We start from the raw sequence: 12,220 nt of genomic DNA, 5'->3' as shown, positions 1-12,220 counted from the left end.
AAGTCATTCAAGGGGGCTGACGTGCGTCACGTCATCATCATCGGTTCCGGTCCTGCGGGCTACACGGCTGCGATCTACGCGGCACGCGCCAACCTCGAGCCGCTCGTCATCGCGAGCTCGGTCGAGGCCGGCGGTGAGCTCATGAACACGACCGATGTCGAGAACTTCCCCGGATTCCCCGAGGGCATCCAGGGTCCCGACCTCATGACCAAGATGCAGGAGCAGGCCGAGAGGTTCGGCGCCGAGGTGCTGTACGACGACGTCGTAGACCTCGACATCTCCGGCCCCGTCAAGCGCGTCACGCTCGGCAGCGGCGCAGTGCACGAGGCCGCTTCGCTCATCTACGCGACCGGTTCGGCGCACCGCAAGATCGGCATCGAGGGCGAAGACCGCCTCTCGGGCCGCGGCGTCTCGTACTGTGCGACATGCGACGGCTTCTTCTTCCGCGAGCGCACCATCGCGGTCGTCGGTGGCGGCGACTCCGCGATGGAGGAGGCCACCTTCCTCACGAAGTTCGCGTCGAAGGTCTACGTCATCCACCGTCGCGGTGAGCTGCGCGCCTCGAAGATCATGCAGGAGCGCGCCTTTGCGAACCCCAAGATCGAGTTCGTCTGGAACAGCGAGGTCGTCGACATCCTCGGCGGCGAGGCCGTCGAGGGCGTCGTGCTGGAGTCGACGATCGACGGCTCACGCCGTGATCTCGCACTCGACGGCGTCTTCGTCGCGATCGGCAACGACCCCCGCACGCACCTCGTGCACGACAAGCTCGACCTGACGCCCGCGGGCACCATCTGGGTCGACGGCCGATCCTCCCGCACCTCGCAGCACGGTGTGTTCGCCGCCGGTGACGTCATCGACCCGACCTACCGCCAGGCAGTCACCGCTGCCGGCAGCGGGACGGTCGCAGCGCTGGACGTCGAGCACTTCCTCGCCGCCCTCGGCGAGGCGGGACAGCCCGCGCCGGATGCCGACCTGATCGAGGGACTCCCCGAGGCAGAGCCGGCTTCAGTCGACGCCGCCTGAGCGCGGCCTGGGGCCCGCCTGGGAGCGCCCGGAGACAGGGAACATCTCCGGGCATCCCCTCGTTATCGCATACGAAGACTTCACAAGAAGGAGATTCCTATGACCGCCAAGGCCACCAGCTCGAGCACGTGGAACGAGGACGTCCTCCAGGCCGAGGGCCCCGTCCTCGTGGACTTCTGGGCAGAGTGGTGCGGACCGTGTCGCATGGTCTCGCCGATCCTCGACCAGATCCAGACCGAGAACCCCGAGAAGCTCACGATCCTCAAGCTCAACGTCGATGAGAACCCCGACCTCGCCATGAAGTACCAGATCACGTCGATCCCGGCGATGAAGGTCTTCTCCAAGGGCCAGGTCGAGACGACGATCATCGGCGCCAAGCCCAAGTTCGCGCTCGAGCAGGACCTCGCGGCCTACCTCAAGTAAGCCGTTCCGCGGTTCGCCGCGACTCACGCCCCGGTGGGTCGGTGATGAATTCACCGATCCACCGGGGCTTTTGCATTCGTGGGTTCGTCGCGGCAGCGTCCGAAACAGAACATGCCGTTCTCGGCATCCATCGACAGTCCCAGAAATCTCATCCAGGGTGTCGATATCGGCCATGCTCGTTCGACGCACAGAGTGAGGCGGGCCGAGCGGTCCGTTCCGGACGACAGATCCGAAGACCACAAGGAGCAAGACATGCGCTGGATGCTGATCATGAACGTCGAGCCCGAGGCCGCGGCACGCGCCGCCCAGGAGCTCGACCTGGCCGAGATGTTCGCGGTCATGGGGCAGTACAACGACGACCTGCAGAAGGCCGGCGTCTTCCTGTCCGCCGAGGGACTCGCCGATGCCGGCGAGGGATTCCGGGTCGACTTCAGCTCGCAGCCGCCGGTCGTGACCGACGGCCCGTACGCCGAGGCGCGCGAGGTCTTCACCGGCTACTGGATCCTCGAGGTCACGAGCCGCGAAGAGGCCGAGCACTGGGCACGGCGCTGCCCGCTGGGCCCCGGCACCTCGCTCGAGGTGCGCCGCATCAACGAGCTCGCGGACTTCGCCCCCGAGGTAGAGGAGGGCGAGCGCCTGCGCCTCGCGAAGCAGCAGGAATGGCAGGCCGCCACCAGTTGAGTCCCGCAGTCGCGACGACGGATGCCTCGGCTACGAGGCGTCGGCACGCACCACCGCATCCCAGCGGCGGTGCGTGTTGGCGTCACCGAGCAGGCGCCAGACAGCGCGGGTCAGCGGCGGATAGTCGAGGGCGATCTGGCGGAGGACCCGGTAGTGCCGCGCGGCGTTCGGCCGAGCACCGCCGTCGGCGGCGATGTTCTCTGCGCGGAGCGTGAAGACGACGAGCTCGTCGACCGAGGGAAGGTCCTCCATGAAGTCCCAGGGGTCTTCACCGGCACGCAGTCGCTCGTGGACGAGCACGGCGAGCTCATCAGCCGCCTCTGCCCGCAGCAGCTCCAGACTTGCCCTCCGGCGGGGGTGTCGTCGTGCTTCGCCATTTCTCAAGCCTAAACGCCGGTTCCGACGCGGGGGACTTCCCTAGGGTGGATCCGTGACATCGGATTCGGGCCATGCCCGGCGGGCGGTCGAGGCCGTGTGGCGCAGCGAGTCGGCCCGGATCGTGGCGGCGCTCACCCGGCATACGGGCGACTTCGCGTGGGCCGAGGACCTCGCTCAGGAAGCGCTGCTCGAAGCCCTCGCCGCATGGCCGGGCTCCGGCATCCCGGACAATCCCGGTGCCTGGCTCCTGACGGTCGCCAAGCGGCGCGCCATCGATGGATGGCGGCGCCGCGAGCGGCTCGAACAGCGCATCGACGTCCTGGGGCACGATGCTCTGCTCGCAGAGCGGGAGGATCCCGTCGAGCAGGCGGGCGACCCCGACCGCATCGAGGACGACGTGCTCAGGCTCGTCTTCGTCGCCTGCCATCCCGTGCTGCAGCCCGCCGCGCGACTCGCCCTGACCCTGCGGACCGTCGCCGGCCTGACGACCGAGCAGATCGCCCGCGTCATGCTTCTCACGGTGCCGACCGTCCAGCAGCGGATCGTCAGGGCCAAGCGGACCCTTGCAGCGGCCGACGTGCCGTTCGAGATCCCCGACCGCGCCGAGCGGCCGGCGCGGCTCGCGTCGGTGCTGCAGGTCGTCTACCTGCTCTTCACCGAGGGCTACGCCCCGGCGGACGGCGCGCACCCCGTCCGGGTCGACGTGGCGCGCGAGGCCGTCCGGCTCGCGCGGCAGCTGGCCGCGCTCGCGCCGAACGAGCCGGAGGTGTACGCGCTGACGGCGCTCATGGAGTTCCAGTCGTCCCGGTTCGCCGCGCGGTCGGATGCCGAGGGTCTTCCACTCACTCTCGCCCAGCAGGATCGATCCCGCTGGGACCAGTCCGCCATCCTGCGGGGGCGCCAGGCCCTTGCCAAGGCGGCGTCATTCGACCGGGGTCTCGGCTACTACGGGCTGCAGGCAGCGGTGGCGGAGTGCCATGCCGCGGCCCACTCGGCTGACGAGACCGACTGGTCGCGCATCGTCGCCCTGTACGACGCGCTTCTGACCCTGTCGCCCACGCCGGTCGTGCGGCTCAACCGCGCCGTGGCCATCTCCATGCTCGAGGGTCCGGCACCGGCGCTGGCAGCGGTCGACGAGCTCGCGCCCGAGCTGTCCGAGTTCCGGCCGTTCCACGGCGTGCGCGCCGAGCTGCTCGAACGCTTGGGAGAGACGGATGCCGCGGCGTCCGCCTTCCTCCTCGCGGCGTCGCTCGCCGGTAACGACGCCGAGGCGGAGGTGCTGCGCCGCCGCGCCGCCGCGCTCGAGCCGACCCCGCCCGAGATCTACGAGGCGTAACCGGTGTCGCCGAGCTCCGCGAGGATGCGGTTCAGATCCTCGACCGTGGCGAAATCTATGCTGATCTGGCCTTTTCGGGGGGTGAGTGAGATCTTCACGCGCGTGTTGAGGCGGTCGCCCAGGCGCTCGGCGACTTCGTCGAGCTGACCCCGGCGCGAGCCGGCCTGAGGCCTGACGGGGCGCTTGCCCCAGGCATCCGGCCCCTTCGCGGCAGCCTCGGCCGCGCGGACCGAGAGGTCCTCGTTGACGATTTTGTCCGCGAGGCGCTGCATGGCCTCAGGAGTGTCGAGCGACAGGATCGCACGAGCATGGCCCGCGGTGAGAACCCCGGCGGCGACTCGCTGCTGCACCGGCACCGGCAGCTTGAGCAGGCGGATCGTGTTGCTTATCTGCGGGCGCGAGCGACCGATGCGGCTGGCGAGCTCTTCCTGCGTGATCCCGAAGTCTTCGAGGAGCTGCTGATACGCCGACGCTTCTTCGAGCGGGTTGAGCTCGCTGCGGTGCAAATTCTCGAGGAGCGCATCGCGCAGGAGGTGCTCGTCGGCCGTATCGCGGATGACCGCCGGGATGGACGTGAGTCCGGCCTCGCGAGCGGCGCGCGTGCGGCGCTCGCCCATGATCAGCTCGTACGTGCCCTCCCCCGTGTCGCGGACGACGACGGGCTGGAGAACGCCGAACTCGCGGACGCTGTGGACGAGCTCGGCTAGGTCTTCGGGGTTGAAGTGCGTGCGCGGCTGCCGCGGGTTGGGGACGATGGAGTGCGGGTCGATGTGGACGAGCCGCGCGCCCGGGACCTCGATGAGGTCTTCGGTCGTCAGCTCGGGCTCGGCCAACTCGGCGTCTCCGGCGCGCTCGGCGTCTTCGTCGCGCTCGGCGAGGGCGGTGGCTGTCGCGGTGCCGCGGGGGAAGAGCACGTCCACGGGGCGCGTCTCGGTCGCCTCGCTCGTGGGGATGAGGGCTCCGATGCCTCGGCCCAGACCGGTTCTCTTGGCCATCAGGAATGCCCTTCGCTTTCTGCTGCTGTGTCGCGTGCTGTGTCGCGCTTGATCAGTTCGACCGCGGCCTCGCGATAGGCGACGGCTCCGGCCGACTGCCCATCGTAGGCGATCACCGTCTGCCCGAAGCTCGGTGCCTCCGACACGCGCACCGATCGCGGAATCACGGTCTCCAGCACCTCCTTGGCAAAGTGCTGACGGACCTCGTCGGCCACCTGCTGGGCGAGGCGTGTACGCCCGTCGTACATCGTGAGGATGATCGTCGAGAGGTGCAGCCGCGGGTTCAGATGCTTTTGGATCATGCGCACAGTGCCGAGCAGCTGGCTGAGCCCCTCGAGGGCGTAGTACTCGCACTGGATCGGGATGAAGAGCTCGTGCGCCGCCGTGAAGGCGTTGATAGTGAGCAGTCCGAGCGACGGCGGGCAGTCGATGAGCACGAAGTCGAGGCGCTCGTCGAGGTTCGCGAGGTATTCGTCGAGTGCGGTGCGAAGGCGATGCTCGCGGGCGACCTGCGAGACGAGCTCGATTTCAGCGCCGGCAAGGTGGATCGTGCTGGGTGCGCACAGCAGATTCGGCGACTCCGGGCTCGTCTGCACGATATCGGCGAGCGGGAACTCATCGATGAGCACGTCGTATACCGACGGGATGTCAGCCGTGTGCGGCACCCCCAGAGCTGTCGAGGCGTTGCCCTGCGGATCGAGATCGATGACGAGCACCCGCGCCCCCACCGATGCCAGCGCGGCGGCGATGTTGACGGTCGTCGTCGTCTTGCCGACGCCGCCCTTCTGGTTCGACACCGTGAGAACACGGGTGCGACCACTCAACCGGATATCGACGGAGTCCAGTGCACGTCGACGCGCTGTGAGGTCTGCGAGTTCCCGAGCGAGGGGCGTGTCGTCGAGCGAGAAGGATGCCGCGGCCCCAGCGTTCTCGGGCTGTTTCACGTGAAACACACTCCCTTTCGCGTGCCGTCAGAGCTCCTTTCCACTCTAGCCGCGCGGACCCGCAGTCCTTCGCCATCGCCACCCCGTCGCGAGGATCTCATGCGGATTTCACGCCTTGGGGAGGAAGGGCCGTCGTGCTGTTGTGCGATTGGTGCGCCCTCGCCTGCTTCGTAGGTCCGCGGCGCTCTTGGCTCTCGCCGACCCGTGGCGCTGAGCGCGAGGTGGGGTACCCCGGCCCGGTGGATCGCGCGATGTCCTCCATTCACGGCCGTGAGGGAACGGGCCGTACGCGATAGGGAGGTGTCTCTGACGCGCGGAGCCTTGTGGCCGCGCTCAGGGGTCAGAACCTTTGGAGAAGACCGGAGCTAGGCCGGTTGCACGGTCGTGATCCGACGTTCTAAGTGATTCCGTTGACTGGAGGAGCTGCTACTTCCGGCATGGGCAATCGTGGGACCTCCGTGAGTCGCGCACCTTTGGGCGTCGTCTCACCAATGCCCTTTTCGCCACCCATCGACTTTGGCGATGCGCGGAGAGTCCCGTCCACGCTGGGATCGGCGCCTCGGAAGCAAGCCCACGTCTCGCGCGGCAGAGGAGAGCACGGTCGCCCGAGCGTGAGCCAATAGGGCGTCGTATCCATTCCGAGATGGGGCCGGGTCTGCTGGCGGCTCCGTGAGGGGCGAGAGGAGGCATTGTGCAGGAGGTACACCGCCGTGAGGTCGTGGTCGGCGCGGCCGGGGGCGGCCCGCCATCCAACTGGATCTCCTCGTGACGTCCGGTCCGGGATCGGGAGTGGGCGTTTCACGTGAAACTTCGTGATGCAGCACGGGACGTCGCTGGCAACGCCGGGGCTATCGGCCGGCTTTTGCCCGGATCGCCTTCTGCCTTCTATGCAATCCCCACCTTTCAGCCGATCGCAGCACGCGCCCGACAGTTTGGCAGTCCGTACAACCAAACTTTGGCGCTCGCCTGGAAGGCCAGGAATTCGGCGCGCGTCGAAAGCTGAGTAGCATGCCCTCTGAGAGTGTCTCCCTCGCATCGTGTTTCACGTGAAACCTCATGGCTAACGAGCCATTGCTGCGGTCGATAGAGGAGCCGCATGCCGCGAGGGGTCCTTGTTTCACGTGAAACACCGAAGGGCGTGGCCCATGCGTCCCGGAGTTGGCAAGCGTGGGGTACCGAGTTGCGTGCCAACGCCGCCGTTAGACCGGCGCGGTTGACGCGAAACTCCATGTCGCATTTCCGTTCGGGTAGAGCGCCACACCCGAGAACGCTCGCATGAATGTCCACTGAAACACGGTCTTCCCGACGGACAACGGAGCGGAGTCCTCGAACTCGCCGGGAAACTCGCGGCTCAACTGAGCTGACCGAAGGTACGCAGCGGCCGGGGAGCATGCCATGAGGCTATTGGCCTCGTATGGTGGGCTCCCGCGACGACGAGTCGGCGACCGTCCGCCAGGTTCTCTGCTGCGGTGACTCGCGCTCTCCCTCGACCATCGCGGAGGTCCGGCGAGGTAGGCGTATGTGTCCGCCGGTAGGCTCAAGCAGAGCGCGGCGGCGCCGACCAGTTCATCTCAGCACTCTGTAGCAGTGGATGCGAACCCCACCGCATGTGATGTGCAGCCCGAGCGTCCAAGCCCGAGAACCCGCCGGGATTCCCAACGACTCAGCCGGTCCCCGCACGCCGCGACCTTCTCACAAGTGATGGCGGCGCGGTGCGAAGGCCGAGCCTCGGGACGTGAGGACCGTGCCTAACCGGTGAGCACGGCGGAAGTCTCCGCCGCTGTTCCTGCCCAGCGGATCCCCGAAACCCGCGGGCGCGATGCCCTGTCATATGTGCAGTACCACGTCCTACCGGCCAGGGGTGTCTCGAATGTTTCACGTGAAACGGAGGCTACGCAATGCGGGCGGTCCGCATCGTCGGCGTGGAGATGTGGGGTGAAACCGGGCACTTGTGAGCCGGACTTCAGGGCGAGAGGGCCGATTCCACGCGAAGCGAGCTACTGCGAGAAGCGGATCGCCCAGTGAACTCCGCGTCCTGAGGGCTGCGGCCGACCCGCCGAGTGGACCCAATTCGCAGGGTCGGCGCGGAGATGTCTACGTTGAAGAGGAGCTTACGCCGCGATGCGGAGCTATCCGTGGCCGGCATCGGCCAGATTCTCTGTCTGCGCCGACGACGTGTCCCACTGGGGCGAGTGATCGATCCGTAGCGGCGGCGCGGACATGTTTCACGTGAAACGGCGCACTTGGGACTCCGGATCCAGCGGGAGAGGCCCGTTGCCGGTGAAGCCAGCTGCTGCGCGAGGGGGATCGCCGAGTGAACTGCGCGTTCTGGGCGCTGTGCGGCCGAGCCGCCGACTGGACCCCAGTCGAAGTGTTGGCGGCCAGACGTTTCACGTGAACGGCACGACCGCGACTCGGACCGCAGCGCGAGAGGGTCGGATCCGGCGCCGGGTGCTGCCGCGAGGAGCGGATCCATCCCGCCGGCTGCGGGACCCACTGAACGTCCCGGCGCCACCAAAGTGACACGCCAAACACGAGGATTGTCGGGCGGCGGGCGCTCGTCCAACCGGGACCCGTGGGTCGAAGCTACTCGCTGGCAACTGACCAACGGGCAGTCGACTCGAGCCGAGCCCTGCAGGCGAAGACAGCAAGGCGGTCGGGTAGGTCGACTGTGTCCACCGAAGTCAGCTCGCGCCGTCGGACGCAGGCCCCCGCCGCAGGATTCCGCCCGGTCTGACGACCGGACGACGTTGATCGAACTCAGCGCGCAGGCGCATCCGCCACCGAGCAGTCTCAAGGCCGCCGTCCACGGCGGATACTCGCTGTTGTCGGTCACGACACTCCGCAGGGGAGCGTTGGTCGCTCGTAGAGTCAGTCGAGTCTCACTAAGGCCGCCTCTCTACTCCGGCCTCGCGCCAAATGCGCGCCGTCGACGTAAGGTCTTTCAGCCCGAACCTTGCCGGCGCTGACCCACGGGGCGCGCAACCAGCCGCGTGCACGTCGCCTACCCCGCAGGACGCGGCACGCCGAGGTGGCACCTCTCAACAGCTAGGAGACGCAGGCTCAGCCAGCGCGACGCACCGGCCGGTTGTTTCACGTGAAACACCCTCCCCGGCGGCCTTGGAACCGTGCCTTCAGCGCCGAACAGTGCCTCGAACGACACGGGTCGGCTCATCAAGAAGGCCTTCGCCGATGACCTCTACACGGGCGTCGGTGATCCCGAACTTCCGGAGGGGCTTTGCGGCGGCCTCGATCTCGTTGGCAGCGCTCGCACCCTTCAGCAGGATCAGCTCCCCACCATCGCGCACGAGGGGAGCGGTGAGAGGCACGAGAGTACGAAGCGCACTGACGGCCCGGGCGGTGACGGCATCCAGAATCGGCCCGCGCTTCCAATCCTCGGCACGTGCGCGCAACACTTCGACGTTGTCCAGCCCGAGCGATGCGACCTGCTCAGTGAGCCAGGCCACACGGCGTTCCATCGGCTCGATGAGGATCCACTCGACGTCGGGGCGAGCGATCGCCAGCACGATGCCCGGCAATCCCGCGCCAGATCCGATGTCTGCGACCCGACCCGAGAATAGGGGAGCAGCCACTGCGCTGTTAAGCACATGCCGCGACCACAGGCGCGGAGGCTCCAGCGGTCCGATCAAACCGCGCTCTTCACCCTCATCGGCGAGCGCCTGGGTGAAGCGACGCGCCAGCTCGATGCGGTCACCGAAGATCTCGGCCGCAGCGGCTGGTTCCGCCTGGAAATCGGTCATCAGCGTTTCACGTGAAACGTCAGCCGCGGCGGATCACGGTGTGGCGGTCCGCGCCCTCACCGTACGACTCCGACACGAAGCCGCGATCGGCGACGATGTCGTGCACCAGCTTGCGCTCGTAGCTCGACATCGCGGGAAGCGATGCCTGCGTCGCTCCGTCGTCGAGCCGGGCGATGGCCCGGTCCACGAGCTCGACGAGCTCCTGCTCGCGCGTGTTGCGCGAGCCGGCGATGTCGAGGATCAGGCGAGAGAACCGACCCGTCTGATTCTGCACCGCGATGCGGGTGAGCTCCTGCAGCGCCTGAACGGTGTCGGGAGCCGAGATGAGGGCGAGCGAACTGTCGTCCTCGGCCTCGATGGACACATAGGCGCGGCCGGCGCGCACATCGAGAGCGAGATCGCCGTCGATGTCGGCGATGTCGAGCAGCGCTTCGATGTAGTCCGCGGCGATGTCGCCTTCCTGCTCGAGCTGCTCCACCGTGGCGGTGGTGCGCTCGGGAGCGACGGATTCGATGGGATCGGTGGTGGTCATCAGGTCCTCGATGATCGGTGCGGTGAAGGAATGACCCGACGCGCGGAGGTCGCCGTCGGAAGAGGGAAGGGGCCGGACAGCGGGTCAACCGCCGCCCGGCCCGAGGTCATGTGTTGGCAGTACCGGGCTGTTTGCCCGATGCGCCGCCGGAGGCAGGGCCGCCCGGGCCGGCGGTCGGCGAGCCGCCCTTCTGCCCCTGCTTCTTGGCGCGCTGCTTACTCACCGGCTGCTGACGCTTGGGGGCGGCGGCCCGGGCACGCTCGGCCTCTTCGAGGAGGCGCTGCTGCTCGGCCTGGTACTTCTCGATCGGGACGACCTTGCCCGACGAATCGATCGCCTTGCCCTTGCGCGCCAGTCGCTCCTCACGAGCCTTCGCGGCCTCGGAGCCGGGAGTCGGCATCTCACGGATGACGAGGAACTGCTGGCCCATGGTCCAGAGGTTCGAAACGAACCAGTAGATGACGACGCCGAGCGGGAAGAAGACGCCAGAGAAGACGAAGGCGAAGGGCAGCACATAGAGCATGACCTTCTGCATCTGGTACGCCTGGCCGGTCTTGGCCTCGGGGGAGAGGTTCTTCGAGATGATCTGGAGCTGCGTGAAGAACTGCGACGCGATCATCAGGACGACGAGAGTCAGGAGGATGGCGACCGTCGCCTGCCAGCCGGGAGCCTGGGTCTGCCAGGCGCCGACGAGGGACTCGTGGAGCGAGGCGACGCCGAAGAGCTTGGCGTTGTAGAACTCCTGCGTGAGCTCGGGAGTGAGGAGCCCTACGCCACCCGTGCCGGCCTTCGCGTGCTTCGACACGTCGTTGAGGACGCTGAACAGCGCAAAGAACACAGGCATCTGCACGAGCAGCGGAAGACAGCTCGAGACTGGCGTCGTGCCGTGCTTCTTGTAGAGCGCCATCGTCTCGCGGCTCATCGCCTCACGAGAGAGCTGATCCTTCTTGCCCTTGTACTTCTCCTGAACTTTCCGCAGTTCAGGGGCGATTTCCATCATCTTCCGCTGGCTCTTGATCTGCTTCACGAAGAGCGGAATCATGGCGGAGCGGACGACGATCACCAGGCCGATGATCGACAGCACCCAGGTGATGCCGTCAGCGGCCGGCAGGCCGATGAAGGTGAAAAGCGCGTGCCATGCGACGAGCACGAGTTCGACGAGCCACTTCAGCGGCCAGAGGATGGTGCCGATCAGGTCGAAGCCCCCGCTCGCGGCCTGAGGCGCGGGGGTGCTGGCGGCTAGCAGAAGCAGATCCTGCACGGATCAGTCCTTTCTCAGGGGCACGACGAAACCGTGCGGGGTCAGGTCGTAACGGAACCGCCGGTGCGGCGGGACGTCATCGATGCCGCCTTCGGCCCACGGATGACAGCGGGCGATGCGGGCGGCGGTGAGTGCGCTGCCTTTCAGCAGGCCGTGCTGCTGCACTGCGCCGACGGCGTACGCGGAGCACGAGGGGTAGTACTTGCAGACATCTCCATACGTGTGCGAGATCGTCGCGCGATAGGCGTGGAGAAGAGAGAGTCCGAGATTGCGGGGGATCAGAGGCACGGCTTCCAGAGCCGCGGATGCCTCGAGCCGGCCATCACCGACCGCATACGCCGGAAGCACGCTCATGCGGCCGCTCTCCGGGTGAGGCAGTTCTGCACTTCGTCTCGCAGCTCGGAGAAGTCCGCGGTCGCCGCAGAAGGAAGCGCGCGGATCACGACATCTGCACCGGGCCGGACGTCGACGAGCGCCTCGCGGCACACAGCCTTCAGCCGTCGGCGCACAGTGTTGCGCACGACGGCTGATCCGACTTGCTTGCTGACGATGAAACCGAACCGGGCGGCTCGCTCATCGGCGGTCGTCACGACGTAGGTGACGGTATGCGCGGCCGCACAACGACGACCCCGACGGACGACGGCCTTGTACTCCGCTCCGCGGGTGAGTCGGTTCGGCCGTGCCAGCACCGCTCGGTGTCAGGCCGAGAGCTCGGTGCGCCCCTTGGAGCGACGAGCCGAAAGGATGGCACGGCCGGCGCGCGTGCGCATGCGGGCACGGAAACCGTGCTTCTTGGCACGACGACGGTTGTTGGGCTGGAAGGTGCGCTTGCTCATGGAATCACTTCCGGATCAGGGTGTCACCGGGACGCTCAGACCGGAGACGG

General features: G+C 67.3%; 13 protein-coding genes. 4 read left to right on the top strand and 9 right to left on the bottom strand.

What is annotated here, in order from left to right:
• Nucleotides 1–21 precede the first annotated feature (21 nt).
• From trxB to G5T42_RS05325, 3 genes are all read left to right on the top strand, one after another.
• Entirely contained in the window at nt 22–1,023 is a 1,002-nt protein-coding gene (gene trxB / locus G5T42_RS05335; RefSeq protein ID WP_165126467.1) for a thioredoxin-disulfide reductase, read from the top strand.
• Between the two features lie 99 nt (nt 1,024–1,122).
• Nucleotides 1,123–1,446, top strand: a complete 324-nt coding sequence (trxA, locus tag G5T42_RS05330; protein ID WP_165126464.1) for a thioredoxin — start codon at nt 1,123–1,125, stop codon at nt 1,444–1,446.
• A 252-nt stretch (nt 1,447–1,698) separates the two neighbouring features.
• On the top strand, nt 1,699–2,127 hold the full coding sequence (locus G5T42_RS05325; RefSeq protein ID WP_165126461.1) for a YciI family protein: 429 nt from the start codon (nt 1,699–1,701) through the stop codon (nt 2,125–2,127).
• A gap of 30 nt (nt 2,128–2,157) precedes the next feature.
• Here the strand turns inward: G5T42_RS05325 and G5T42_RS05320 are convergent, their stop codons facing one another.
• Entirely contained in the window at nt 2,158–2,511 is a 354-nt protein-coding gene (locus G5T42_RS05320; protein ID WP_165126458.1) for a tryptophan synthase subunit alpha, read from the bottom strand.
• A 46-nt stretch (nt 2,512–2,557) separates the two neighbouring features.
• Between G5T42_RS05320 and G5T42_RS05315 the strand changes: the two genes are divergently transcribed.
• The gene (locus G5T42_RS05315) at nt 2,558–3,841 is read left to right on the top strand and encodes a sigma-70 family RNA polymerase sigma factor (protein ID WP_165126455.1); all 1,284 of its coding nucleotides are present in this window, start codon (nt 2,558–2,560) and stop codon (nt 3,839–3,841) included.
• Here the strand turns inward: G5T42_RS05315 and G5T42_RS05310 are convergent.
• From G5T42_RS05310 to rpmH, 8 genes are all read right to left on the bottom strand, one after another.
• The gene (locus G5T42_RS05310) at nt 3,829–4,836 is read right to left on the bottom strand and encodes a ParB/RepB/Spo0J family partition protein (protein ID WP_165126452.1); all 1,008 of its coding nucleotides are present in this window, start codon (nt 4,834–4,836) and stop codon (nt 3,829–3,831) included. The genes G5T42_RS05315 and G5T42_RS05310 overlap by 13 nt on opposite strands.
• Nucleotides 4,836–5,780: a ParA family protein gene (locus G5T42_RS05305; protein WP_165126449.1), complete on the bottom strand. Its 945-nt coding sequence runs from the start codon at nt 5,778–5,780 to the stop codon at nt 4,836–4,838. The genes G5T42_RS05310 and G5T42_RS05305 overlap by 1 nt, the downstream gene beginning before the upstream one ends.
• Nucleotides 5,781–8,914: 3,134 nt before the next feature.
• Nucleotides 8,915–9,541, bottom strand: coding sequence for a 16S rRNA (guanine(527)-N(7))-methyltransferase RsmG (gene rsmG, locus G5T42_RS05300; RefSeq protein WP_165126446.1), 627 nt, complete (start codon nt 9,539–9,541; stop codon nt 8,915–8,917).
• Nucleotides 9,542–9,560: 19 nt separating this feature from the next.
• Nucleotides 9,561–10,073: a R3H domain-containing nucleic acid-binding protein gene (locus tag G5T42_RS05295; RefSeq protein WP_165126443.1), complete on the bottom strand. Its 513-nt coding sequence runs from the start codon at nt 10,071–10,073 to the stop codon at nt 9,561–9,563.
• Nucleotides 10,074–10,179: 106 nt separating this feature from the next.
• Entirely contained in the window at nt 10,180–11,319 is a 1,140-nt protein-coding gene (yidC, locus tag G5T42_RS05290; RefSeq protein ID WP_241246046.1) for a membrane protein insertase YidC, read from the bottom strand.
• Nucleotides 11,320–11,337: 18 nt separating this feature from the next.
• Nucleotides 11,338–11,688 (bottom strand): membrane protein insertion efficiency factor YidD, encoded by a 351-nt coding sequence (gene yidD, locus G5T42_RS05285; protein ID WP_165126437.1) that lies wholly within the window; start codon nt 11,686–11,688, stop codon nt 11,338–11,340.
• On the bottom strand, nt 11,685–12,023 hold the full coding sequence (rnpA, locus tag G5T42_RS05280) for a ribonuclease P protein component (protein WP_165126434.1): 339 nt from the start codon (nt 12,021–12,023) through the stop codon (nt 11,685–11,687). The genes yidD and rnpA overlap by 4 nt, the downstream gene beginning before the upstream one ends.
• 9 nt (nt 12,024–12,032) lie before the next feature.
• Nucleotides 12,033–12,170: a 50S ribosomal protein L34 gene (gene rpmH / locus G5T42_RS05275; RefSeq protein WP_064002918.1), complete on the bottom strand. Its 138-nt coding sequence runs from the start codon at nt 12,168–12,170 to the stop codon at nt 12,033–12,035.
• Nucleotides 12,171–12,220: the final 50 nt, after the last annotated feature.

Origin of the sequence: Microbacterium sp. 4R-513 (assembly GCF_011046485.1) — a bacterium.
Taxonomy (GTDB): Bacteria; Actinomycetota; Actinomycetes; order Actinomycetales; family Microbacteriaceae; genus Microbacterium.
Note: the sequence above shows the minus strand (reverse complement) of the source record. Positions and strands in the feature narration are given on the sequence as shown.